Below are 25,003 nucleotides of genomic sequence, written 5' to 3' on the forward strand. Positions count from 1 at the left end.
TCCGGAGGCCCGCACCATGAAAGATTCGAACTTTCTGAAGGAAAACAACGCCCGTTATTTCTGGCACCCGATGGCGCATCCTGCCGACAGTCAAAATAACCCGCCGACCATTCTGAATGGCGGTGAAGGTGTCAGCATCATTGATGTCGACGGTCACAAGGCGCTGGATGCCGTGGGGGGGTTGTGGAACGTCAATCTGGGCTATTCCTGCGAACCGGTAAAGCAGGCCATAGCAGATCAGCTGAACGCATTGCCTTATTACTCTACATTTCGCGGAACCAGCAACGACAAGGCCATCGAGTTGTCATATGAGCTGGCGCAGTTTTTTGCGCCAGACGGTTTGACTCGCGCGTTCTTTACGTCGGGTGGATCGGATTCTGTTGAGATCGCGCTGAAGCTCGCGCGGCAATATCACAAGGTTCGAGGCGACGCGGGACGCACCAAGTTTATCAGCCTCAAGCAAGGCTATCATGGCACCCATTTCGCGGCGGCATCAGTCAACGGCAATCAAAAGTTTCGCGCGGTCTATGAGCCGATGATGCCGGGCTGTTTCCATGTGCCCGCCCCCTGGACCTATCGCAATCCGTTTGACGAAACCGACCCCGCACGTCTGGCGCAGCTATGCGTCAAGGCGTTGGAGGCCGAGATTGCGTTTCAGGGGGCGAACACGGTTGCGGCATTTATCATGGAACCGGTTCTGGGGGCTGGGGGCGTGATCCCACCGCACAAAAGCTTCATGCCCATGGTGCGCGAGGTTTGTTCCAAACACGGTATCCTGTTGATCTCGGACGAAATCATCACGGCATTTGGCCGCACTGGCAGCGAAAGTGGTGCTCGGCATTGGGGTGTTCAGCCGGATATCATGACAACAGCGAAGGCGATCACCAACGGGTACTTTCCCTTTGGCGCTGCAATGATTTCAGGCGCTGTCGCCGAGGTATTCGAAAAGGACACCACCGGGCTCGCATCCGTCGATCAAGGATACACCTATTCCGGCCACCCGGTCGGGGCTGCGGCGGCGCTGGCTACCCTGTCCGAGATCAACCGACTGCGGATTTGGGAAAATGCGGCGGCGCGTGGGGATGAATTGTTTGCCGGATTGCAGAAGCTGGCCGAAAAACACGAGGTGATCGGCGACGTGCGGGGCGGAGAGGGTCTGATGTGTGCGCTCGAGCTGGTTTCCGACCGGACGACCAAGGCTCCCATCGCCAAACACCTGCCGTTGCAGGTTCAGAAGGCGGCTTACGAAGATGGCGTGATGGTGCGCGTATCCGGCAACAACATCATTCTGTCACCTCCGCTGATCATCACTTCGGACGATGTGGCCAAGATCTTGTCAGCGTTGGATGCCGGCCTGTCGACTCTTTGAGCTTTCACCGGCCCCGTCTGCTGTAGGCGGGGTCAAACTTTGACGGCCTGTAATTCCTCCAGCAGGTCCAGCAATTGGTCCAGCTTTTCACGACCCATCTGAGCCTCGATATTGCTGGAGATCGCAAGTGACGTGGCCAGGTTTTCCTTTAGGATAGACCGACCCGCATCGGTAATCGTAACCATGGTGCGGCGCTTGTCGTCACTGTCCTGACGGCGGGTGATCTGTCCATCAGCCTCCATCGTGCGCAAGATGCGGGTCACGCTTGGAAGCAGCAGGCAAGCCTCGTGCGCAATGGTGCTTTGTTCCACTTCGCCCAGCTCATCCAGAACGCGCAGGATGCGCCATTTCTGTTCGGTTATCTGGATGCCTTGCAACATGTCCCGTATCGGGGCCATCACGGTTTCACGGGCTCGCAACAGCGCAATCGGAAGGGATCTGGCAGTGCTTTTGATATGGCTTTGAGTGGTCATGCGGCCTTCTAGAGTGGTGTTTCGGAAATTGCAAAGATTAACAAAGCAATCTCTTGACAGGTGGGATGCTAGAAACTAAACATGTTAAGTAATAAGGGAGGAACCATGCCACATTTCCACGTCGAATATTCCGGCAATCTGGAAGACAAGATCGACATGGGTGGCCTGTGCGAATGCATAAGGGCAACAGCTGCCGGGATCGACGCTTTTCCAATGCCGGGGATTCGCGTGCGCGCGACGCGTGTGGACCACTATGCCATTGCGGATGGGGGTCTGGCGCATGGTTTTGTCGATATTTCGATCCGTCTGCGCGCAGGTCGGTCCGAGGATGTCAAACAGGACGCGGCGCAGCGCGTATTTGACGCGGTCAAAGCCTATCTGGCGCCCGCCCTTTCGCAGCATTCCATCGCTCTGTCGTTAGAGATGCGCGATATCGACCCCAAGCTTTCGCCCAAGACCGGCACGATCCGCGACCACCTGGCCGCGACCACGCAGGAGACCTGAAGCATGAGTGCGCTGGATACAAATATCGAGAAGCTGTCGGGCTTTCTGGCTCGGTTCAGAGAAACCGGCATCCGCAATCGCATTGCTGGCGAAGACCGAGACGGATCTGCAGGGGTATTCCAATCTACCTCGCCTGTCGATAAATCCGTGATCTGCGATGTTGCCCATGGCACGGCCGATGACATCGACGCGGCGGCCAAGGCCGCTTATGCGGCCTTCGCTGAATGGCGCGACATGCCTGCCACTGACCGCCGCCGAATCTTGTTGCGCGTTGCAGATGCCATCGAAGCCCGAGCCGAGGAAATCGCGCTATGTGAATGCTGGGATACAGGCCAGACGTTGCGCTTCATGTCCAAGGCCGCGTTGCGTGGTGCTGAGAACTTTCGGTATTTTGCAGATCAGGTGGTTCAGGCGCGCGACGGACAACATCTGAAGTCCCCGACCCTGATGAACGTCACCACCCGCGTTCCCATCGGCCCGGTTGGTGTGATCACCCCATGGAATACACCATTCATGCTGTCGACATGGAAGATCGCGCCTGCGCTGGCTGCAGGCTGCACGGTGGTTCATAAGCCCGCAGAAGACTCTCCCCTGACTGCCCGCCTGTTGGTGGAAATCGCCGAAGAAGCTGGATTGCCCAAAGGTGTGTTGAATACGGTCAACGGATTTGGTCCCGACGCAGGCAAGGCGTTGTGCGAACATGAACTGATCAAGGCCATAGCATTTGTGGGCGAAAGCCGCACCGGTAGCCTTATCGTCAAGCAAGGCGCAGATACGCATAAGCGCAATCATCTGGAGCTGGGTGGAAAGAACCCTGTGATCGTGTTCGATGACGCAGATCTTGACCGTGCATTGGATGCGGTGATCTTCATGATCTATTCGATCAACGGCGAACGCTGCACTTCGTCTTCGCGGTTGTTGGTGCAGGATACGATTAAGGAAGAGTTTGAGGCGAAACTGGTCGAGCGTGTGAACAACATCAAGGTGGGCCACCCGTTGGACCCGGCAACCGAGATTGGCCCGCTTGTAACTGAAGAGCACTACAACAAAGTCACCAGTTACTTCGACATCGCCAAAGAGGATGGTGCGACTGTTGCCGCTGGTGGCGTAAAGGTAGGCGACGCGGGGTACTTTGTTCGCCCGACACTCTTCACCAATGCCACCAACAAGATGCGTATCGCACGTGAGGAGATCTTTGGTCCTGTTCTGACCTCTATTCCGTTCGCAACCGAGGACGAGGCGCTTCAGATTGCCAACGACACGCCTTATGGCCTGACAGGCTATGTCTGGACCAACGATCTGACCCGTGCCTTGCGCTTTACAGACAAGCTTGAGGCTGGGATGATTTGGGTGAATTCAGAAAACGTGCGTCACCTGCCCACGCCCTTTGGTGGGGTCAAAGCATCCGGCATCGGGCGGGACGGCGGTGATTGGAGCTTTGAGTTTTATATGGAGCAAAAGCACATCGGTTTTGCCACCGGTCAGCACAAGATTATGCAATTGGGGACATAAACCCCTCTGGCGATCCCGGACCGGGGCCGCCAGAACGCATCAGGAGGAACCGCCATGGGAAAGATCGTACAGGCCGCAAAAATCACGCATGTGCCCAGCATCTGGATGTCCCACACGATGCCGAAATACAAAGGTATCCGGCAATCTGCCATTGATGGGTATGCCCGCCTGCGTCAGGACGCGATAGACCGCGAGGTCGAGACGTTCATTGTGTTCGATACCCATTGGATCACCAATCAGGGGTTTCACCTGAACACGAAAGAACACCACAAGGGTCGTTTCATCAGCCACGAATTGCCGCATATGCTGGCGGATATGGAGTTCGACTATCGCGGCGATCATGAACTTGGGGAAACGATCCTTGACGTTCTGCGCGAGCGTGGAGAGCGGGCGCTGGGACATTCGCACCCGGACATGGGCATGGAATACGGCACCCTGTTGCCTATGCATTTCATCAACGAAGGGGTTAACGCGCGGGTTTTGCCCGTGGCGGTCAATCAATTCTCATCGATTGCGGAAAACCGGGTCTGGGGTGAGGCCATTGCCGAAGGCATCCGGCGATCTGACCGCAACGTGTCTGTACTGGCGTCGGGGTCGCTCAGCCATGATTTCACGCCGAATGAACGCTCGGTCGAAGGGCTGAACGCAGTGAACGGTGAATTCAACCGCCAGATGGACATGCGCGTGATGGAATTGTGGGAACAGGGCCGATTCGAAGAATTCCTTGAAATGCTGCCCGACTATGCCAAGAAATGCACCGGAGAGTGTGCCATGAACGACACCGCCTTGTTGTTCGGTGCGCTGGGTTGGGGCAGCTACAAGGGCAATATCGACATCTATACCCCGTATTTCGGCAGCTCTGGCACAGGTCAGGCCAATGTCAGTTTTTCGGTCTGACGCCGGACACCAGGGACTGTTTCATGAGATAGAAACAAATCCGTTCGTCGTGGCCCTGTATCTTTCGGGGGGCCGGGCGGGTTGATTTTTCTGCGACAACAAAAGGCTAATGCATGGATTGGGACACGTTTTCGCATTGGGGTCAGCACATTTCAAAATGGGCTGCCGATTACCATAAGACACTTGCTGAACGTCCCGTGCGCGCGCAGACCGCACCAGGGGAAATCGCGGCCCAGCTTGTGGCAACCCCGCCCGAGGCGAGTGAGCCTATGGATGCCATCATGGCCGATTTCGAACGGATCGTGATGCCGGGTATCACCCATTGGCAACATCCACGCTTTTTCGCCTATTTCCCGGCCAATGCCGCTCCACCGTCGATGCTGGCCGAGATGTTGGTGACGACGATCGCGGCGCAATGCATGTTGTGGCAAACCTCGCCAGCCGCGACCGAGGTCGAAGGTGTCATGGTCGACTGGTTGCGACAGTCACTTGGACTGCCTGAAGGCATGACCGGAGTTATTCAGGACAGCGCCTCTTCGGCGACTTTGTCGGCGGTTCTGACTATGCGGGAACGAGCCACGGGCTTTACCGGCAACCGCGAAGGTCTGAACACCAAGGGTGCGCTGCGGATCTATTGCTCGGATCAGGTGCACTCGTCCATCGACAGGGCTTGCTGGGTTGCCGGGATTGGACAGGACAATCTGGTCAAGCTGCCGATATCGGGTTCCAACTTTGCAATTGATGCCTTTGCACTTGAGGCCGCCATTCAAAGCGATATCGCAGCCGGTCATGTTCCGGCCGGTATTATTGCGATCACAGGTGGAACCGGCGTTGGTGCCTGCGATGATCTGACCCTTGTGGCAGATATCGCGCAAAAACACGACTTGTATACCCATCTCGATGCGGCATGGGCTGGGTCCGCAATGATCTGCCCCGAATTTCGCGAGCTCCTATGGCAGGGGGCCGACCGTTATGACAGCATCGTTTTCAACCCGCATAAATGGATGGGTGCACAGTTCGATTGCGCCATCCAGTTCCTGCGGGACGCCGTGCCGCAACTCAATACGCTGAAGATCGAACCGGAATACCTCAAGACAACCGGAGCAGAGGTGACGAATTTCTCGGAGTGGACCATCCCTCTGGGCCGTCGGTTCAGGGCGTTGAAGATCTGGTTTCTGTTGCGCTCATACGGATTGGAAGGACTGCGCGAGCGCATCCGCAACCACGTGACCTGGGCCCAGGAACTCGCCGATCAGATCGGAGAGATGGAAGGGTTCGAGATCACCACCGGTCCGATCCTGAGCCTGTTTTCCTTTCGTTGTCCTGGGGACGACGCAATGCAGCAGCGGCTGGTCGACGCGTTGAACGATGACGGGCGGATCTATCTGACCCAAGGTATGTTCGATGGCCGCAAGATCATCCGCTTTCAGGTCGGGCAGTTCGATACCACCCGGGATGACGTGCTGATGGCAGCGGACGTGATCCGGGATGTTTGGGAGATAATTGAATGAAGTTTGCAACTTTCTTCGCGGGCGAAGAGCGTTTTTTCGGAGCAATCACCGATGAAGGTGCCATTGCATTGAACCAAGCATTCCCGGATCACAACAGCCTTTACGAGGTGATTGCCGCCGGGGCCGTCGATCAACTTGCAAAAGCTGCCGAAGGCAAACCCGTCACCCATACCGAGTTCGCCTATGAAATGGTAATGCCCGATGTCCGTCGTATTCTTTGTGTCGGGGTAAACTTTCCCGACCGGAACGCGGAGTACAAAGATGGCAGCGCGCAGCCAAAGTACATGTCGCTGTTCCCGCGCTTTGCCAGCGGCTTTACCGGCCACGACTGCCCGCTGATCCGGCCGCCGGAAAACCACACACTGGACTATGAAGGCGAAGTGGCCATCGTGATTGGCAAGACTGGCCGCCGCATTTCTCAGGAAGAAGCTTACGATCACATCGCCGCGCTGACTTTGTGTAATGAAGGCACCATTCGCGACTGGGTGCGGCACGCCAAGTTCAACGTCACGCAAGGCAAGAACTGGGATAACTCGGGGGCCATAGGCCCTTGGCTGGTGCCTTTCACGGATGCAGCCCAACTGGATGATGCTCGCATCCAGACCCGTGTGAACGGTGAGCTTCGTCAGGACGACACGCTGAGCCGCATGATGTTCCCAATCCGTCGCGAGATCGAATACATCTCAACCTTCATGACGCTTCAGCCCGGTGACATCATTGTCACTGGTACACCGACCGGGGCAGGGGCACGGTTCGACCCACCGAGATATCTGGTACCCGGAGATGTGGTCGAGGTGTCCGTCGAAGGTATCGGCACCCTGCGCAATACCATTGAGGACGAACGGGTATGACGCCCGAGGACCACGCCCGTGCAGCAGCTGATCTGTTGCAGGCTGAACGCAGGTGCGAACAGATCGGCCTGCTTAGTCTGCGCCATCCCGAGATGGGCATGGATGATGCCTATGAGGTTCAGAACGCCATCTATCACCAGAAACTGGCCGAAGGCCGCAGGGTGATCGGGTGGAAGATCGGGCTGACCTCGAAGGCAATGCAATATACGTTGAATATCGACATTCCAGACAGCGGTATTCTGTTCGACGATATGGTCTTCGACAATGGTGCAACCGTTCCGGCAGGCCGTTTCATTCAGCCCCGGGTCGAAGCCGAGATCGCCTTTGTCATGAAGTCCGCCATTGGCGGCGAAAACGTATCTCGCGAAGAGATTATCGCCGCCACGGGTTACGTCACACCGGCAATAGAAATTCTGGATACCCGAATTCAAAGAGCAGATTCCGAGACCGGCAAGACCCGTACGGTCTTTGACACGATCAGCGATAATGCCGCCAATGCGGGCATCGTGTTGGGTGCAGAGCGTCACGCAATCGATGCATATGATCTGCGTTGGGTCGGGGCGCTTACCTTCCGCAATGGCGAGATTGAAGAAACCGGACTGGGTGCCGGTGTGTTGAACGATCCTGTTGAAAGCGTGGTCTGGTTGGCGCGTCGCATGGCGAAATACGGGCAAAGCATCGAACCTGGGCAACTCATTTTGTCCGGCAGCTTCATCCGCCCCGTCGAATGCCCCTCGGGCACCAAAGTTCACGCGGATTTCGGGCCGTTTGGCTCGGTCGATATCAATTTCGCCTGAAAGGAACGCTAATGCCCGCGCCACATAATGCATTCAAGGCTGCGCTGAAGGCCGGAACTCCTCAGATCGGATGCTGGGTTGGTTTGGCCAATGCCTACGTAGCCGAAATCGCCGCCACCGCACAATTCGATTGGTTGCTGGTTGATGGGGAGCACGCGCCCAACGACCTGCGCTCAATCCTGGAGCAGGTCCGCGTGATTGAGGGGTCTGGCAGTGTGCCGGTCGCACGCCTGCCGATTGGCGAAACCTGGATGATCAAGCAATATCTGGACACCGGCGTGCAGAATATTCTGGTGCCGATGGTCGAAAGCGGCGATCAGGCACGCGAACTGGTGCGGGCTGTGCAGTACCCGCCGCATGGCGTTCGAGGTGTTGGATCATCTCTGGCGCGGGCTTCACGCTTTGCGGCGATCCCTGATTATCTGAAAACCGCCGACGAACAGATTTGCTTGCTCGTGCAGGTCGAGAACAACAGGGGTATGGACGCGCTGGACGATATTCTGGCGACTGATGTGGACGGGGTGTTTATTGGCCCTGCCGACCTGGCTGCTGACATGGGCCATCTGGGAAAAGCGGACCACCCTGACGTAGTTGCGGCGGTGCTGGATGCAATCCGCCGTATTGTGGCAGCGGGCAAAGCCGCTGGGATTTTGACACTGGACCCGGATCTTCAACGCAAATGTCTGGATCTTGGCGCTACTTTCGTAGCCACCAACATCGACGTGACCTTGTTTGCCAAAGCCATCCGGTCTGCCGCTGTTGCGGGCCTAAACCTGTTGCCTGATCAGACTGCAACGGGCATTGCGCAGACGGGTGCGGCCTCAAAATACCTTCAGCAACTCTGCAAACACTGGTCGCACAAGGCCGAGGTCTCATTTGACGCAATACATGGCAGCGTGTCTTTCCCTGATGGAGATCGGCTGGCATTGACGGCAGATGCAACCACTTTGACCGTGACAGCCGCTACTGGTCCGCGTGGTGATCTGCGTCGTTGGCAACAGGTGATCGAGGCGCATTTGACACGCTTTGCCTTTCGAGAAGAGCTGAACATCGACTGGACCGCTTGATGTTTTCGATGCGGCAACTCTAAATGCGGATGTTAAGCGTGGGTTAAGTCAAAAGGGTCGATGCTGAAGGTTGTTGTACATCAAGGGTTTCACAAAACCGGGACCAGAACCCTGCAAACGATGCTGTACAGGAACCGTTTCCGGCTAAAGGACCGTGTGAATGTTCTGGTGCCGCGGGATTTGAAAGAAGCTGGCTTTGCCGCACGCCGTTATTCTGTCGCACCAAACGAAAGAACGCTTCAGAAATTTCGCCAGATGTTCCGGCAAACTCTGCTGCCATTCGAGGGCCAGACTGACGCGCCGTTGTTGATCAGCAGCGAAGAGTTTGCTGGTATGATCCCGGGACGTAAGGATGTGTGGTCCTACCACCAAACGCATGTCCTTGCTGAAGTCATCTTGGATGAAATCAACAGGTTCGCTGACAACAAGGCACGGATCACATTCTTTTACACGACCAGAGATGCCCCCGACTGGATCAAGAGCGTGTATTGGCAGAACATTCGCGGAAACAGAATACAAGAAGACCTTTCCGAATATGCTGAACTGCTGACCCCGGGCGCTGACCTCGAGAGTGTTGTGGGCCGGGTCGCGGCACAGATGTCTTCACGAGCCGAAGTCATCTCTCTGAACATCTCGGGTCTGAGCGATCGTCTGTTTCCCGTCACCAAGGTGCTTTCGATTTTGAATGTACGGTCGGACGATCTGACACCCGTCAGTAACCTGAATGTTCAGCCGGTTGGGGCCGCGGAACATTTCCTTGAACTGAACCGATCAAACATGACGGACGAGGATGTCATAGCCGCAAAGCAAGCCTACCTGGACAGGCGCAAAGCTGCGACATAGCGCCTTGTGCGCACCGCTGCGCGCCTACAGCTTTGGTACGCCCTGAACCGTCAGCGTGCTGACCAGATCGGCGTAGTCTTCGCGGGCTTTGGGGCCCGCGCCGGTGTTCCACATGTAATACCAGTTCAGCATCCCAAAGACTGACATTGTGGCACCGCGCAACTTGTCTTTGGCATCATCGAAAGTTTCGGGAGACAACTCCTTAAGGATGTCGCGTACAAAATTTACCAAATCAAGCTGATAGCCTCGTAGCAGTTTCTGCTGCTCGTCTGTCAGTGCGCTTATGCCGCTGATTTGTACGCGATGCTCGTCATCCGCGCCCTGATAGGCGAACAGGATTTCGCGCACCGCCTTGCGCAGCTTCTGCTCGGGGCTCATACCGCTAAGATCCACGTTGCAGATCCGATCCCTTAGCTCGCGCAGATATGTTTCAAGGATGTCATATAGGATGGCATCCTTGCTGTCGTAGTAATGGTAGATGTTGGCTTTCGAGATCCCGCACTCTTTGGCCAGCAGAGTCATCGACGCACGATCAAACCCCTGATCGGCAAACACTTTGGCCGCCATCTTCAGGATCTGTTCCCGCTTTTGGTCGTGGTCTTTGGCGATTGTTCGGGCCACGGTTTATTCCTTATCGCGATTGTCGACGACACGCTTCGCCTTGCCCTGAGAGCGTTCGACGTCGCCGGGGTCACCTACAACAATTTCAGTTGAAACACCAACGACGTCCTTGATCCGCTTGGTCAGCATTCGGGCCGCCGCGGTTTTGGAGAGCTCGTCGGTGGAATCCGGTGAGGATTCAACAAAGACCCGCATCGCATCCATGCGGCCCGACTTATAAAGTTCGATCTGATAATAGGGGGCAAGACCGCCTGTCGCCATGACCTGTTCTTCAATCTGGCTAGGGAAGACATTGACGCCACGCAGGATCATCATGTCGTCACTTCGGCCTGTGATCTTTGCCATCCGGCGCATGGACCGTGCTGTTCCCGGCAGAAGGCAGGTCAAGTCGCGCGTGCGATAGCGGATCATCGGCAGCCCTTCCTTGGTCAGGGTTGTGAACACCAACTCGCCGATTTCGCCATCGGGCAGGACCTCAGCGGTTACGGGGTCAATGATTTCAGGAAGGAAATGATCTTCCCAGATCACCGGACCGTCCTTGGTTTCAACGCATTCATTGGCCACCCCAGGACCCATGATTTCGGACAGGCCATAGATGTCGACCGCATGCATATCAAAGGCGGCCTCGACCTCGGCGCGCATGGCGTCAGTCCAGGGTTCAGCGCCGAACACACCAACTTTCAATGAGCTTTCACGGGGGTCGAGACCAGCTTTGTGGAACTGCTCAAGGATATTGAGCATATAGGACGGCGTCACCATAATCCCGTCGGGCCGGAAGTCGTTGATCAGGTTGACCTGCTTTTCGGTTTGCCCGCCGGACATGGGGACGACGGTCGCGCCAAGCCGTTCGATTCCGTAATGGGCGCCCAACCCACCGGTGAACAAGCCATAACCATAGGCGTTGTGTACCATGTCACCCTTGCGCAACCCCGACGCGCGCAGGGAACGCGCGCCCAAGTCCGCCCAATTGTCGATGTCATTCTTGGTGTAACCCACAACCGTCGGTTTGCCCGTCGTGCCAGATGAAGCGTGCAGGCGAATGATCTCGCTGCGCGGAACTGCGAACAGACCGAAGGGATAGTTGTCACGCAGATCGTTTTTGTGTGTGAACGGAAATTTTGACAGATCGGACAGCTGCTGTAGATCGTCAGGATGCACGCCGGCCTCGTCAAACCGCTGCTGATACATCAGAACGTTGTCATAGGCGTGGCGTACGGACCATTTCAGGCGTTCAAGCTGCGTGGCGCGGATTTCGTCGATCGAGGCGATCTCGATCGGATCCAGGTCCGCTTTGTTTGGGGAAAGGTCTTCCATCGCGTCACTCCTCCAGTCGTGAAGCTATTCTTGAAAATTCTGACCGCCAACTGCGCGGGACATGCCGCGAAACTCAGCGATCAGAGTGTTGTCTTGGTTGATGACGCGAACGTCATAGATGCCGCTTCGTCCGGATACAGTGACCTCTGTCGCGGTGGCGGTCAGACGGTCCCCCTTTTTTCCCGGCGCGAGATAGCTCATCATCGTGTGCTGCCCGACAGTGGAAACGTTGCGGCTGTTACAGGCAAAGGCAAAAGCGCTGTCGGCCAAGGCATGAGTGACGCCCCCATGGCACATACCGAACCCGTTACAATGATGGGACGCGACGGTCAGGGTCAGAACGGCGCGGCCTTCGTCAACTTCGGCAAGCTCCATGCCGAGCCATTTGCTTGCCTCGTCATTTGCCCACATTGCAGCGGCAGATTTTTCGGCGCGTTCTTTTGGGGTCATACTCAACGTCCCTGAAAATTCGGTGCGCGTTTTTCAAGGAAACTGGATACGCCTTCGGCGTAGTCCGCGCTTTCCCCGCAAGTTTTCATTGCGTCCGCTTCAATCTCAAGCTGATCGGACAGTGACGTGGTGGCCGCCGTTTGAATGCACTGTTTTGTCAGGCCCAGCCCGAGTGTGGGGCCGTTGGCCAATTGCGCGGCAAGCGCGCGAACCTCAAGCATCAGTTGATCGTCGGGCAGCGCCTTCCAGATCAGCCCCCAATTTTCTGCCTGTTTGGCTGAAAGAGGTTGAGCGGTCATGGCCAACCCCTTGGCGCGCGCCTCACCCAACAGGCGTGGCAAGTGCCAGCTGCCACCGGTGTCGGGAATCAGTCCGACCTTGGAAAAGCTCTGGATGAACTTAGCGCTTTCCCCGGCCAGAACCATGTCACAGGCCAATGCCAGATTTGCCCCTGCGCCTGCGGCAACCCCGTTTACGGCGCATATGACAGGGAACTCCAAGGATCGGATCAAGCGGACTAGAGGAGCATAAAACGTTCGCACCGTTTTGCTCAGGTCCGGAGCGCTATCCATTTTGGATGGGTCGCGGTCACCCAGGTCTTGACCTGCGCAGAACCCGCGCCCCGCTCCGGTCAGCAATATCGCGCGAGCCCCGTTTTCGCGCGCGGTTTTTAACGCGTCCTGAAGGGCAACGTGCATGTCCTCATTGAACGCGTTCAACTTGTCGGGGCGGTTCAGGGTAATTTCGACCCAGTTCCCGTGATCTTGTACAAGTATCGTATCGCTCATGGCTGTCTCTTCTGGTCTCGTTTCAACTTAATCATTGCATTAACCGAACGGTTGGTCAATATATAAACCTGTACCGAATCTGGACCGATCAAAAGGGTTGCCGATGTTGCAGTCGTCGCTGGTGAGCGTTGAAATTAAGGGTGACGTGGCTTGGGTCACGGTCAACAACCCGCCAGTGAACGCAACCTCTACCGCGGTTCGACAGGGGCTGTCCGATGCGGTTGATGCGGTTCAAGGCACGCGTGTGGCGGTGCTGTGCTGCGCGGGCAGAACCTTTATCGCAGGCGGTGATATGGCCGAGTTTGATGCGGCGCCGGTTGAGCCACATTTGCCGGACGTCGTTCAGAAGATCGAAGATAGCAAAGTGCCGTTTGTCGCCTGCATTCATGGTAATGCGCTGGGCGGCGGGTTCGAGATCGCCATGGCCTGTGCCTGGCGGATCGCCGCGCCGGATACCGGTTTCGGTCTACCCGAGGTCAATGTGGGGCTGATCCCCGGGGCGGGGGGCACCCAACGTTTGCCGCGTCTCGTGGGAATGCAGGCTGCAATCGACATGGCGTGTTTTGGTAAAACTCTGAAAGCCGAAGCGCTGGCTGAACTCGGGGGCATTGATCTGGTCGCCGAAGACCCGAAGGATGCAGTGACGGATTTTGTTGCCGCGCTGCCCGTACGTCCGATACCTGTCAGCCAGCGTTCTGTGCCGGAGTTCGCGTCTGATCTGTTGGAAACAAGTCGTCAGGCGTTGCAGAAGCGCGCCAAAGGGCAGCAATCACCACTGGAAAACCTGACCGCGCTGAGTTGGGTGTCCGAACCGTTCACTGAGGGTCAGCCGAAAGAACGCGCCCGCCACCTGGCTCTGCGCCAAAGCGCTGAAAGCCGGGCGCTGCGCCACGCATTCTTTGCCGAGCGCGTGGTGTCCAAGCCCGCTTTGATCAAGGGCGCCACTGCGCGCGACATTACCCGGATTGCCGTTGTGGGCGGCGGGTTGATGGGTGCAGGTATTGCCACGGCCGCGCTGAATGGTGGATTGTCTGTCACTCTGATCGAGCAGAACGCCGAGGCAGCATCGGCGGCGCAAGGGCGGGTTGAATCTCTGCTTCGGGGGGCCGTTAAACGGGGCAGGATGTCCGAGGTACAGCTGCGGGATTACCTGTTCAAATTTAAGGCCGTCGACGGCTATGCCGCTGCTGCGGATGCAGAGTTGGCTATCGAGGCAGTGTTCGAAGATCTGTCTGTCAAGCAGGCGGTGTTTGCGGAACTGGCCAGGTACATGAACCACGATGCGATCCTGGCCACGAATACATCCTACCTGAACCCGGTGGACATTTTTGCGGGTGTTGAAAACCAGGCCCGCTGCATTGGTCTGCATTTCTTCAGCCCAGCCCATGTGATGAAGCTGCTGGAAATTGTACATATGCCGCAGACATCTCCGGATATCGTCGCCACTGGCTTCGCGCTGGGCAAAAAGCTGCGAAAGGTTTCGGTTCTGTCCGGCATATGCGACGGCTTTATCGGCAATCGCATGTTGGCCGCCTATCGGCGCGAGGCCGACTATTTGCTGGCGGATGGGGCGCTGCCCTATCAGGTGGACGCAGCGATGCGGGCGTTTGGGATGCCCATGGGGCCTTATGAGTTGCAGGATCTGACTGGTCTTCAAATCGCCTGGGCCAACCGACAGCGCAATGCCGCAACTCGCGACCCAAACGAACGCTACGTGCGCATCGCCGATCAGTTGTGCGAAATGGAGCGTTTTGGTCAGCGAGCGGGCAAGGGTTGGTATCGTTACTCAGATGGCGACCGTACCCCGGTCCGGGACCCTGAGGTTGAGGCGTTGATTGAAACCTACTCGGCCGAACAGGGAATCACCCGCCAGCGCTTTTCACAGCAGGACATTTCCTCGCGTATTCTGGCGGTTCTGGCCAATGAGGGTGCTTTGATCATCCAGGACGGAATCGCAGAAAACACGGAGGCTGTCGATATGGTACAAATCCATGGGTACGGTTTTCCACGTTGGCGTGGAGGGCCAATGAACTACAGCATGGAGATCGGTATCGACGTGTCCCACGCAACGATGCTGACCGTTGCAGACGAAAACCCCGGTTCGTGGCGCATCGCGAACCATCCGGGGGGCCTTTAACATGTTGATGGTTACAAAAGCGACCATTAACGCATTCTTGACTCATGTTTCATTGGGAGGAGACAGACCATGAAATTCACCAAGCTAAGCGCTTTATTGGCGTCGGCCGCGCTGGCCGTATCTGGCACAGTGGCGATGGCGGCAGACTATACGCTGACCATCTCAAGCTGGGCACCGCCGACTCATGGCATCAACGCCAAGATGTGGCCGAAATTCGTCGAAATGGTTGAAGAGGCAACAGACGGCCAGGTCACGGCTGAACTCAAGCTGGGTATTGCACCGCCACCGGCGCAGATGGACCTGATCATGGATGGTGCGGCTGATGCTTCGATCATCTTCCACGGCTACCAGCCGGGTCGCTTTGTCACCACCAAGATGATCGAACTGCCCGGGTATGAGGGTTCGGCCGAGGACGCCTCGGTCGCTTATTGGCGCACATATGACAAGCACCTCAAGGCGGCGGATGAGCATCGCGGCGTGAAGGTGATCGCCCTGCACACGCATGGTCCTGCCCAGTTGCATTCCAGCAGCCCGGTGACCACGCTGGAAGAGGTGTCGGGTCTCAAGGTGCGTATCCCAGGTGGCGTTGGCGGGGATGTCGGCACGGCGCTGGGCGCGACCGGCATTCAGGTGCCTGCGCCGAAAGTATACGAAACCCTGGCTTCGAAAGCTGCGGATGGGGTTGTGATGCCCTTTGAATCCCGCAAGGGTTTCAAACTGACCGAAGTGGCGCAGAACGTCTACGAAGTTCCAGGCGGCCTTTATCGCGGATCGTTTGCTTTCATCATGAATGAAGACACCTTTGCCGATCTGCCCGAAGACCTGCAGGCCGCACTGGAAGAGAATGTCTTTGGCGAACCACTGAGCCGCGAGATCGGTAAGATCTGGGACGAGATCGACGCCATCGGTCGTGAAGCAACCGAAGCCACCGAAGGCAACGCGATCAACGCGGCATCTGCTGAAGATCTGGAGCAATTCAACACGATTGCCGTGGATGTACGCGCCAAGGTCATTGACGAAGTTAACGGCGCGGGCGTCGACGCTCAGGCCGCCTACGACATGATCGTAAATGAAATGGCTGCCCAGTAACGCAGCCGGGCTGGCGGGCTTAAACCGCCAGCCCTTTTCACCCGCCGGGGACCAATCATGCACTCACTCGTGACCTTTGCGCGACGCATCAGTGTCGTTCCGACGCTGCTGGCCTGTGTGGCGCTGTTCATCCTGATGGTGATGACCTTTTTCGACGTTATCCTTCGTTCCGTCTTCAACGCCCCTATTGAGGCGGCAACCGAGTTGACCCGGATTCTGATGGCGATCCTTGTCTTCTCGGTCCTGCCCATAATCTCGGCTGGGCGCGGACAGATCGCTGTGGACCTGACAGATGGGATTTTCGCACGTTTACGGCTAAGCCGGGTGCGTGATGCGATTGTGTATCTGGTGTCCGGCATCATGCTGATCTGGCCGATCCAGCGCGTCTGGGTGCTGGCGGAACGGGCGCGGGATTACGGCGATGTCACCGAATACTTGTCTATCCCGGTCTTCTATCTGGGTTGGTTCATCGCCGCTTTCACTGCGATCACTGCTGTTGCGATGATCATCACCGGGATTTTGCACATTATTGCCCCCCAAGCCTTGTCGGAGCACTCCTAATGACTGCCGCTTTGATCGGTTTCGCCCTTGTCCTTGTTCTGGTGCTGCTGCGCCTGCCTATTGTGTTTGCGATGGGGCTCGTTGGGACGCTTGGCTTTGCATATGAACGCGGTGGCAGCATCCTGTCCGAGCGTGGGTTGAAGGCTGCGATGTCCATGGTGGGACGCCAGATTACCGACACGGCGCAGGATTATGGGCTGTCGGTTGTGCCGCTGTTCATCCTGATGGGGCTGTTCGTAAACAAAGGTGGCCTTGCGCGCGAGCTTTATGCGGTGTCAAACGCCTTCCTTGGCCATTTCCGCGGCGGCATTGCAATGGCCACGGTTGCTGCGTGTGGAGGGTTTTCCGCCATTTGCGGCTCGTCTCTGGCAACGGCGGCAACCATGTCCAAAGTCGCGATGCCGGAAATGCGCCGCTACGGTTATTCGGATGAGCTGTCTACGGCGTCGATTGCTGCCGGCGGTACGTTGGGGATCCTTATCCCTCCATCGGTCATTCTGGTGATCTATGGCCTTTTGACCGAAACTTCGATTGGCAAGCTTTTCGTTGCGGGTATCATCCCTGGCGTGCTGGGCATCCTGTTCTATCTGCTGGCGGTGCGTTGGACCGTTTGGCGCAGACCCGACGCCGGACCGGCAGGGGAGAGGCGCGGCTGGGGCGAACGTCTCTTGGCCCTGCGCTCGGTCTGGGCCGTGTTGCTGCTGTTCTTTCTTGTGATTGGCGGGTTGTACGGTGTGTTTGACTTCCACCCTCTGAACCTCACCTTCAGCCCGACAGAGGCTGCTGGAATGGGCGCGATGGGTGCGTTCCTGATTGCCCTGTCACGGGGCGGGCTGACCCTTGGTTCGACCTTTGAAGTGCTGAAGGAGACCAGTTTCACCGCGGCGGCGCTGTTCTCGGTTCTGATCGGGGCGCAGATCTTTTCGAATTTCATCAACCTGGCCGGTCTTCCTGAAGCGCTGATCACTCTGGTGACGGCCTATGAGGTTGAGCCGTTTGTGGTGATCCTGATGATCCTCGGGATCTACATCATACTGGGCTGTGTCTTTGAATCGCTGTCGATGCTGTTGCTGACGGTGCCGATCTTTTTCCCGTTGGTCACGTCGCTGGGTTATGATCCGATCTGGTTCGGCATCGTTGTCGTCGTCGTGACCGAGATCAGCCTGATCACTCCCCCGGTCGGTTTGAACGTGTTCATTCTGAAAGGTGTGGTTGGGGATGTCTCAACCGGGACCATCTTCAAAGGTGTCACACCGTTTTGGGTCGCGGATATCTTCCGTCTGGCGCTGATCGTTCTGGTGCCGTGGCTGGTGCTGGTTCTGCCGGAGCAGATGGGGGCGATGGGTCACTGATGTTCTCGCTGACCGCACTTCCCATCGGTTTTCACGAAGACCCTTATCCAGCTTATGCTGCGCTGCGCGAGGAAACTCCTGTCTGCCAGCAAGCGGATGGTTCGGTCATCCTGTCGCGCTTTGAAGATCTGGATGTGGTGTACCGGGATACGGTGCGGTTCATCTCGGACAAGAAGGCGGTTTTCGGGCCAAAATACGGGGTAGACAGCCCGTTATACGAACACCACACGACCAGTCTGGTGTTCAATGATCCACCGCTGCACACCCGTGTCCGTAAGGTGATGGTTGGTGCGATGAACCCGCGTGCGCTGTCGCAGATGGAACCGGGCTTGATACAGCTGGTCGACGGCTTGCTGGATCAGATGCAGGCCAAGGGCACTGTTGAGTTGATCGAGGATTTTGCCGGGGCTATCCCGATCGAGATCATCGGCAACTTATTGGGTATACCCCGATCCGAGCGCGGACCTCTGCGAGACTGGTCTCTGGCCATTTTGGGCGCGTTGGAGCCGCAGCTGACTCCTGAACAGGAAGACTGGGGCAACCGCGCGGTGTCGGACTTCAAAGAGTTCTTGCGCCACATCATAGATGATCGTCGCGCCAATCCGGGTGACCCGTCAACGGACGTGCTGACGCGACTGATGCAGGACGACACTGATGGTGGCCTGACAGAAATTGAGCTGTATCAGAACTGTATTTTCATCCTGAATGCTGGGCACGAAACAACGACCAACCTGATCGGTAACGCTCTGGAACTGCTGGACCGGCACCGGGACAAGCGGGCTGAACTGCTGGCTTACCCGGAGCTTATCAACATCGCCGTGGACGAGTTCCTGCGACTGGAAAGCCCGAACCAATTCGGCAATCGTCTGACCACCGAGGATGTCGTGTTTCATGGTCACACCATTCCCGCCGGGACGGACATCCATCTTTGCATAGGTGCCGCCAACCGTGATCCGCGGCAGTTTGCCGAGCCTGACGATGTGATCCTGGACCGTCGCCCCAATAAACACCACGCGTTTGCAGGTGGGCCTCATACCTGCGTTGGCCTGACTCTGGCCCGCATGGAGGGCCGGGTGGCGGTAGGTCGGTTTCTGACCCGCTTCCCGGATTATTGCATCACCGAAGGTGCTGAACGTGGTGGCCGCATCCGGTTTCGGGGTTTCGCGCGACTGCCCGCGCAGGTTTGAAAGGTACGGCTTGAGGTGTTTTTTGCTAATAACAACGACCGACCGTACGGTTAAATATGTGATCTCACCCGCTCCTAAAAGCGAGGCGAGGATCCAGACACTGATGAGGAGACGCTCATGACCATCCAACAGATATCCAGCTTTGCCGCCGGTGCGTGGGTGCCGCCTGGTGCCGGGGCGCGCAATATTGCCAGCGCCGTAACGGGCGAGGTGATTGCCACAGCAGGAAACGCGGACCTGGACGTGCAGGGGATGCTGGACTATGCGCGCAACGTCGGCGGGCCGGCCTTGCGCAAGATGACCTTTCACGAGCGAGCCAAGATGCTCAAAGCACTTTCGCTGCATCTGGGCCAACACAAGCAAGCGCTTTATGATCTGTCTTTTGACACAGGCGCGACGCAGTCGGACCATATGATCGACATCGACGGCGGCATCGGCACGATGTTTGTCTTTGCCTCGAAAGGTCGCCGGGAAATGCCGGACGGGCATGTCTATCTGGATGGTGATATTGAGCAACTGTCGCGCAACGGTACGTTTCTGGGTCAGCACATTTGTACACCGCTGCGCGGCGTGGCGGTTCACATCAACGCGTTCAACTTTCCGGTCTGGGGCATGTTGGAGAAACTGGCGCCAACCCTGTTGGCTGGGGTTCCGGCCATCGTCAAACCGGCGACGAACTCCTGCTACGTGACCGAGTTGTGTGTGCGGTTGATGCTGGAATCCGGTATCTTGCCCGCCGGTGCGCTTCAGTTGGTTTCGGGTGGTTTGGGTGACATGCTGGACCGTATGACCTTGCAGGACGTGGTCAGCTTTACCGGATCGGCGGATACGGCGCTGAAACTGCGCTCCAACCCGGTGATCCTGGAAAACTCCGTACGGTTCGTCGCGGAACAGGACAGCCTGAACTGTTCGATCCTTGGCCCTGACGCTGTTCCGGGCACGCCCGAGTTTGACCTCTTCGTCAAGGAAGTTCAGCGCGAGATGACCACGAAGGCAGGGCAGAAATGCACAGCAATCCGTCGGATCATCGCGCCTGAGGCACAGGTGCAGGCGGTGATCGAGGCATTGTCCGCGCGACTGGCCAAAACCGTCATCGGCGATCCAAGGCTGGAAACCACGTGCATGGGCGCGTTGGTCTCGAACGGTCAGAAACGCGACGTTCTGGAAAAGGTCGCGATCATCGGCCAAGAGGCCGAGCGCGTCTTTGGCAACCCCGATGATTTTACAGTCGATGGCGCGGATCCTGAAAAAGGGGCCTTTTTGCCGCCCATGCTTTACCACTGTGCTGACCCGGACGCCGCGCAGCGCGTGCATGATACCGAAGCCTTTGGTCCGGTCAGCACGGTCATGGGTTATCGCGATCTCGACCATGCAATTGAACTTGCAAACCGGGGACAGGGATCTTTGGTGGCATCGGTCATTACGCATGACCCTGACGCGGCGCGTCAGGTCGCCATTGGGGCAGGGGCCTATCATGGGCGGCTGTACTTCAACAACCGCGACTCGATGAAGGAGTCCACCGGTCACGGCTCACCTTTGCCACACATGGTGCACGGCGGCCCCGGGCGCGCTGGCGGTGGCGAAGAGATGGGCGGCGTGCGTGGTGTAAAACACTACATGCAACGGACCGCTATTCAGGGTTCGCCTGATCTGCTGACCGCGATTGGAAACAGATGGGTGCCCGGCGCGACCGAGGTCAAGGGCCCCGCTCATCCGTTCACACGCAGGTTTCATGACCTTGCCATTGGCGAGACCATCCACACGGAACCGCGTACCATCACTATGGAAGACATCGAACACTTCGCCACTTTCACAGGCGATACGTTCTACGCCCACATGGACCAGGCAGCGGCGGAACGGAACCCGTTCTTCCCGGGGCGGGTGGCCCATGGCTATCTTCTGCTATCTTTTGCTGCCGGGCTGTTCGTCGAACCAAATGAAGGGCCGGTGCTGGCCAACACCGGCCTGGACGGGTTGCGTTTTATGAAGCCGGTTGAAGCCGGTGACAGCATCAAAGTACGCTTGACGGTTAAGGCAAAGACCCAACGCAACGATGAATATGGAGAAGTGCGCTGGCATGTCATCCTGACGCAGCAGGATGATGAACAAGTCGCGGAATATGAGTTGCTGACAATGGTTGCCTATTAGTGAGCCTGACCAACAGATCTGGTCCTCCGTTACATTTAGGAAACGGAGGGCTGAGAACAGCTAGCAAGCAACCCAAGCCAGCAAAGGTGGATTGGAGGGTAATTCTCTGATGAGCAAGGCAAGGCGGCACGTGCCGCGAGCAACCAAGTCGTAGGCTATGCCGACGTACAGAGGCTTTGTTCAAGCTGCTCAACCTGGGGCGATGTCGCCCCGATCTGAGCCAGAGTCAGGCTGGTTTCCTGAGATAGCACCTCCCAAAGGGTTCGCAGCGCCGCCTCGCCTCCGGCGGCGATCGCGTATAACAAGACACGGCCCAGAAAGGTGAATTCAGCCCCTGACGCCAGCACCTTAACCACGTCTTCACCGCTGCGTAATCCGCTGTCGTAGAACAGGGGGAAATCCGGGCCAACGGCCTTACGGATGGCAGGCAAGGCCAGAATCGGGGGGATCGCTGAATCAAGCTGTCGACCGCCGTGGCTGGACACCTGTATGGCATCCACACCGGCCTGTTTTAGCCGCAGTGCATCTTCGGCATCCAGAACACCTTTGACGACCAGCTTTCCCGTCCATCGGTTGCGCAGTCGACTGAGATAGTCCCAATCAGCACGCGCGCGGGATTCCGTGCGGTCAAAGGTACCATCTGGAAAATTTGCCATCCTTGGCTTGCCGCGGAACAGTGTGTTCAGTGACCAGCGAGGATGTAGCGCAAAATCTACAAACTGCCGCGGTCCGATCCGAAACGGCATCTTGAAGCCATGGCGCAGTTCGCGCGGGCGGCGGCCAACTTCTGGCACGTCCAGGGTCAGAACCAGTGTGCGATAGCCTGCAGCCTCGGCCCGGTCCACAAGGTTCATGGCGCTGCCGCCATCGCCGCTGAAATACAGTTGGAACCAGGCGTGTCCTTGAGCCACTTCAATGATCTTTTCCAACGGAGTCGAGGCCACGGTCGAAACCCCATGCGGAATTTTGTAGTCGGCGGCCAAGCGCGCCAGCATGAGGTCCGCCCCGGGCGCAGCCAGATTGCACATGCCCATGGGAGAGATACCAAAAGGTCGTTTGGCAGCGTGGTCAAAGACCGGCAAGTCAAGGCTACGCTGGCTAACATCCACCAGCACCCGCGCGCGCAATCGGATGTCCTGCAAGGCGCGTCGGTTCAGCGCTGCGCCATATTCTTCGCCCGCATTACCATCCATGTAATCGAACACCATCCAGGGCAGACGCCTGCGGGCGATCCGCCGGGCATCCGCACTGGAATGGATCTGGCCGGACGGCAACATGATCGGGGCCTCAGGCCTGAACGGCTTTCATGAAGCGATCACGGATCACCACCGGGTCCATGGTGATGACGGGCATCTTGGCATTGCCGCTTTCGCATTTGGCCACGATTATGGTCATCTCGTTCCCGGCCAGGGCGTCTTCGATTGCCTGTTTTGTATCCTCGGCCCGGCATTCGACCACGTTTTCGCAACCACAGGCCGAGGCAACAGCCGCCAACGAGGTTTTCTGTCCCGCATAGGTCGGCTGATCACCGGTCGAGCCATATGACCCGTTGTCGATGATCAGCAGGATGAAATTGTCGGTCACATTGTTGGCGATCGTCGGCAAGGTGCCGAAATTGGTCAGAACCGAGCCGTCACCGTCAATTGCAATCACCTTTTTGTCCTGAGCCAAGGCCAAACCCAACCCGATGCTGGACGCGAGCCCCATAGTGCCCAGCATGTAGAAATTGGTGGGCTGATCGTCGATGGCGTGCAGTTCTTGGCTGGGGATGCCGATATTGCAGACCACCAACTGGTCGCGGATAACAGGGGCGATTTCTTTCAGAATCTCAGAGCGGATCATTGGTCTCCGTAGCCTCCCCAGAAGGATGCGTCGGTCAGGATGGCGACCGGCTTGTTGCACATGAAGGTGTATTTCAGGATTGTATCCAACTCGTCCGCGTCACTTTCCTTGTGGAAGTGATAGGTCGGGATGTTGAGTTGGGCCAGTAGGGCTTTGGTGTGAACTGCCATTTCAACCTGACAGGCGACTGGCTCGCGTAGTTCACCGCGATACGAGATGAGCATCGGCAACGGCATCCGGTAATATTGGATCAACGTGGCCAACGTGTTGATTGTCACGCCGATCGCGGTGTTCTGCATAATGATGGCGGGTCGTTTGCCCCCCATCCAGGCCCCGGCGCACAGGCCCATGCCTTCGTCTTCTTTGTTTGAGGGGATGTGAAAAATCTCTGGGCGCGCTTCGACCTCGTCGATGACACCGGCCAATTGTTTACAGGGCACGGTTGTCACGAAACTGATGTCATTGGCCACCAGATCGTCAACGATTTTACTGTGGATGGACATTGTCGGTTCCTCTGTTCACTGACGTCCATATCGCGCAAAACCACAGCTTTACTCAATTTAAATCTACTTTATCTGATATAAAGTTGCGGTTTAGATGGTTTAAAAATTGCGAAAGACTTGGCCCATGAGCATCACGCTGTACAAAACACTGATCGCGATCGCCGAAACCGGTAGTTTCGCTGCAGCCGCAGATAAGGTTTACGTGTCTCAGGCGGCGGTCGGACAGCAGATGAAACGGCTCGAGGATCAATTGCAGATCGTTTTATTCGATCGGACCGGTCGTACACCCAAGCTCAATCAGACTGGCTGGGCGCTGGTGCCTAAGGCCAGGGATCTAGTGCGGGCCTACGACACCATTCTTGAAGGTGTGGCCGGTGACACTGCCTTTGGTGGTGAGTTCAACCTGGGGGCGGTGTCATCGACCGTCCGCAGGCTGATCCCGATCACTGTTCGGCGTTTGCTGGAAACCTACCCGGAACTGCGCGTCCATGTTACGTCGGCCCTGTCCGGCGATCTTCAGACGCAGGTTGAACGCGGTGTGATCGATGCAGCGGTTCTGAGCGCTCCGGATATGCTAACGCCCGATCTGGAATGGCATCCTGTTGCAGATGAGGAATTGGTTCTGGTGACATCCCCTGAGGTGACCGAAGGCGATCCTGTGCAGATCCTTGCAAGCCAGCCTTTCGTGCGCCACGCCCGCGACGGGATGGTAGGCGTTCTGGCCGATGCTTGGCTGACGCAGAACGGAATCCGGGTGAGTTACGCAATGGAGATGAAATCGCTGGAGGACCTCACCAGCATGGTAGCCTACAATCTGGGTGTCTCAATCGTGCCAGACCTTTGCGTACCCGACCCGGAATTCAGTCAGTTGCGGAAAATCCCACTGGGCGGCAAACCCGTATCCCGTGCACTGGGCGTTCTATTACGCGTCGACAGCCCGAGAAAAAGTTTGATCGATGTGTTGGTCGACGAAATCCGTACCACCGTTGCGCAGCAGCGGGGCAAATCTGCGGAATGAAGGATACGTTGCTCAGCTTTTCCCATTTTGTCAGAATTATGGAAGTGCCACTCGGGCGATCCAAGGTTCAAAACACGGTGGTGCTTTGGGGACGTCCGGGGCTTCCTTGGAAGTGAAACTAAACAGACGCCCCGGAACATAACCTGCTCATGGATTGGATGACCCGGAC

General features: G+C 57.2%; 24 protein-coding genes. 16 read left to right on the forward strand and 8 right to left on the reverse strand.

The features are described from left to right. The first annotated feature begins 16 nt into the window (after window positions 1-16). The gene (locus AC2FJZ_RS19515; protein WP_496779721.1) at window positions 17-1,369 is read left to right on the forward strand and encodes an aspartate aminotransferase family protein; all 1,353 of its coding nucleotides are present in this window, start codon (window positions 17-19) and stop codon (window positions 1,367-1,369) included. Window positions 1,370-1,401: 32 nt separating this feature from the next. Here AC2FJZ_RS19515 and hpaR read toward each other — a convergent pair whose 3' ends face one another. Continuing rightward, entirely contained in the window at window positions 1,402-1,842 is a 441-nt protein-coding gene (gene hpaR, locus AC2FJZ_RS19520) for a homoprotocatechuate degradation operon regulator HpaR (RefSeq protein ID WP_496673348.1), read from the reverse strand. Between the two features lie 105 nt (window positions 1,843-1,947). On the opposite strand from hpaR, the gene AC2FJZ_RS19525 reads away from it, so the two are divergent. From AC2FJZ_RS19525 to AC2FJZ_RS19560, 8 genes are all read left to right on the forward strand, one after another. After that, window positions 1,948-2,346 carry a 5-carboxymethyl-2-hydroxymuconate Delta-isomerase gene (locus tag AC2FJZ_RS19525; protein WP_496779722.1) on the forward strand — a complete coding sequence of 133 codons (399 nt, stop codon included), beginning with the start codon at window positions 1,948-1,950 and terminating at the stop codon, window positions 2,344-2,346. A 3-nt stretch (window positions 2,347-2,349) separates the two neighbouring features. Further along, on the forward strand, window positions 2,350-3,858 hold the full coding sequence (hpaE, locus tag AC2FJZ_RS19530) for a 5-carboxymethyl-2-hydroxymuconate semialdehyde dehydrogenase (RefSeq protein ID WP_496779724.1): 1,509 nt from the start codon (window positions 2,350-2,352) through the stop codon (window positions 3,856-3,858). Between the two features lie 54 nt (window positions 3,859-3,912). Continuing rightward, window positions 3,913-4,755 (forward strand): 3,4-dihydroxyphenylacetate 2,3-dioxygenase, encoded by an 843-nt coding sequence (gene hpaD / locus AC2FJZ_RS19535; protein ID WP_496779726.1) that lies wholly within the window; start codon window positions 3,913-3,915, stop codon window positions 4,753-4,755. Window positions 4,756-4,868: 113 nt separating this feature from the next. After that, window positions 4,869-6,266: a pyridoxal phosphate-dependent decarboxylase family protein gene (locus AC2FJZ_RS19540; RefSeq protein ID WP_496779728.1), complete on the forward strand. Its 1,398-nt coding sequence runs from the start codon at window positions 4,869-4,871 to the stop codon at window positions 6,264-6,266. After that, the gene (locus AC2FJZ_RS19545) at window positions 6,263-7,117 is read left to right on the forward strand and encodes a fumarylacetoacetate hydrolase family protein (RefSeq protein ID WP_496779730.1); all 855 of its coding nucleotides are present in this window, start codon (window positions 6,263-6,265) and stop codon (window positions 7,115-7,117) included. The genes AC2FJZ_RS19540 and AC2FJZ_RS19545 overlap by 4 nt, the downstream gene beginning before the upstream one ends. Further along, window positions 7,114-7,914: a 2-oxo-hept-4-ene-1,7-dioate hydratase gene (gene hpaH / locus AC2FJZ_RS19550; RefSeq protein ID WP_496779732.1), complete on the forward strand. Its 801-nt coding sequence runs from the start codon at window positions 7,114-7,116 to the stop codon at window positions 7,912-7,914. Before AC2FJZ_RS19545 ends, hpaH begins: the two co-directional genes overlap by 4 nt. 11 nt (window positions 7,915-7,925) lie before the next feature. Further along, entirely contained in the window at window positions 7,926-8,981 is a 1,056-nt protein-coding gene (locus AC2FJZ_RS19555; protein ID WP_496779734.1) for an aldolase/citrate lyase family protein, read from the forward strand. Between the two features lie 60 nt (window positions 8,982-9,041). Continuing rightward, entirely contained in the window at window positions 9,042-9,824 is a 783-nt protein-coding gene (locus AC2FJZ_RS19560; RefSeq protein WP_496779735.1) for a hypothetical protein, read from the forward strand. A gap of 24 nt (window positions 9,825-9,848) precedes the next feature. Here the strand turns inward: AC2FJZ_RS19560 and AC2FJZ_RS19565 are convergent, their stop codons facing one another. The 4 genes from AC2FJZ_RS19565 to paaG are packed head-to-tail and all read right to left on the reverse strand — an operon-like array spanning window position 9,849 to window position 12,997. Continuing rightward, window positions 9,849-10,445 carry a TetR/AcrR family transcriptional regulator gene (locus AC2FJZ_RS19565; protein ID WP_496779737.1) on the reverse strand — a complete coding sequence of 199 codons (597 nt, stop codon included), beginning with the start codon at window positions 10,443-10,445 and terminating at the stop codon, window positions 9,849-9,851. Between the two features lie 3 nt (window positions 10,446-10,448). Beyond that, complete coding sequence (gene paaK / locus AC2FJZ_RS19570; protein WP_496779739.1) at window positions 10,449-11,759, reverse strand: phenylacetate--CoA ligase PaaK; 1,311 nt, start codon at window positions 11,757-11,759, stop codon at window positions 10,449-10,451. Window positions 11,760-11,783: 24 nt separating this feature from the next. After that, window positions 11,784-12,209: a hydroxyphenylacetyl-CoA thioesterase PaaI gene (gene paaI, locus AC2FJZ_RS19575; RefSeq protein ID WP_050604468.1), complete on the reverse strand. Its 426-nt coding sequence runs from the start codon at window positions 12,207-12,209 to the stop codon at window positions 11,784-11,786. A 2-nt stretch (window positions 12,210-12,211) separates the two neighbouring features. Further along, the gene (gene paaG / locus AC2FJZ_RS19580; RefSeq protein ID WP_050604469.1) at window positions 12,212-12,997 is read right to left on the reverse strand and encodes a 2-(1,2-epoxy-1,2-dihydrophenyl)acetyl-CoA isomerase PaaG; all 786 of its coding nucleotides are present in this window, start codon (window positions 12,995-12,997) and stop codon (window positions 12,212-12,214) included. A gap of 121 nt (window positions 12,998-13,118) precedes the next feature. Here paaG and AC2FJZ_RS19585 point away from each other — a divergent pair, with 121 nt between their 5' ends. The 6 genes from AC2FJZ_RS19585 (at window position 13,119) to paaZ (ending at window position 21,471) form a co-directional block, all read left to right on the forward strand. Further along, a complete protein-coding gene (locus AC2FJZ_RS19585; RefSeq protein WP_496779741.1) occupies window positions 13,119-15,134 on the forward strand; it encodes an FAD-dependent oxidoreductase in 2,016 nt (671 codons plus the stop codon). A 69-nt stretch (window positions 15,135-15,203) separates the two neighbouring features. Further along, window positions 15,204-16,223: a TRAP transporter substrate-binding protein gene (locus AC2FJZ_RS19590; protein ID WP_496779743.1), complete on the forward strand. Its 1,020-nt coding sequence runs from the start codon at window positions 15,204-15,206 to the stop codon at window positions 16,221-16,223. A gap of 57 nt (window positions 16,224-16,280) precedes the next feature. Further along, entirely contained in the window at window positions 16,281-16,784 is a 504-nt protein-coding gene (locus AC2FJZ_RS19595) for a TRAP transporter small permease (protein WP_050604472.1), read from the forward strand. Next, the gene (locus AC2FJZ_RS19600; protein ID WP_496779745.1) at window positions 16,784-18,136 is read left to right on the forward strand and encodes a TRAP transporter large permease; all 1,353 of its coding nucleotides are present in this window, start codon (window positions 16,784-16,786) and stop codon (window positions 18,134-18,136) included. Before AC2FJZ_RS19595 ends, AC2FJZ_RS19600 begins: the two co-directional genes overlap by 1 nt. Beyond that, window positions 18,136-19,323 carry a cytochrome P450 gene (locus AC2FJZ_RS19605; protein ID WP_496779747.1) on the forward strand — a complete coding sequence of 396 codons (1,188 nt, stop codon included), beginning with the start codon at window positions 18,136-18,138 and terminating at the stop codon, window positions 19,321-19,323. The genes AC2FJZ_RS19600 and AC2FJZ_RS19605 overlap by 1 nt, the downstream gene beginning before the upstream one ends. A 117-nt stretch (window positions 19,324-19,440) precedes the next feature. Continuing rightward, window positions 19,441-21,471 (forward strand): phenylacetic acid degradation bifunctional protein PaaZ, encoded by a 2,031-nt coding sequence (paaZ, locus tag AC2FJZ_RS19610; protein WP_496779749.1) that lies wholly within the window; start codon window positions 19,441-19,443, stop codon window positions 21,469-21,471. Between the two features lie 155 nt (window positions 21,472-21,626). On the opposite strand, the gene AC2FJZ_RS19615 is transcribed toward paaZ, so the two are convergent. Genes AC2FJZ_RS19615 through comD form a run of 3 tightly spaced genes read right to left on the reverse strand, consistent with a single transcriptional unit; the run spans window position 21,627 to window position 23,816 of the window. After that, entirely contained in the window at window positions 21,627-22,748 is a 1,122-nt protein-coding gene (locus AC2FJZ_RS19615) for an alpha-hydroxy acid oxidase (protein ID WP_496779751.1), read from the reverse strand. Window positions 22,749-22,758: 10 nt separating this feature from the next. Then, window positions 22,759-23,313 (reverse strand): sulfopyruvate decarboxylase subunit beta, encoded by a 555-nt coding sequence (gene comE / locus AC2FJZ_RS19620; RefSeq protein ID WP_496779752.1) that lies wholly within the window; start codon window positions 23,311-23,313, stop codon window positions 22,759-22,761. Continuing rightward, entirely contained in the window at window positions 23,310-23,816 is a 507-nt protein-coding gene (gene comD, locus AC2FJZ_RS19625; RefSeq protein ID WP_171095649.1) for a sulfopyruvate decarboxylase subunit alpha, read from the reverse strand. The genes comE and comD overlap by 4 nt, the downstream gene beginning before the upstream one ends. A gap of 124 nt (window positions 23,817-23,940) precedes the next feature. Here comD and AC2FJZ_RS19630 point away from each other — a divergent pair, with 124 nt between their 5' ends. After that, entirely contained in the window at window positions 23,941-24,834 is an 894-nt protein-coding gene (locus AC2FJZ_RS19630) for a LysR family transcriptional regulator (protein WP_496779754.1), read from the forward strand. Window positions 24,835-25,003 lie beyond the last annotated feature (169 nt).

The organism is Ruegeria sp. CDSA079 (genome assembly GCF_059612245.1).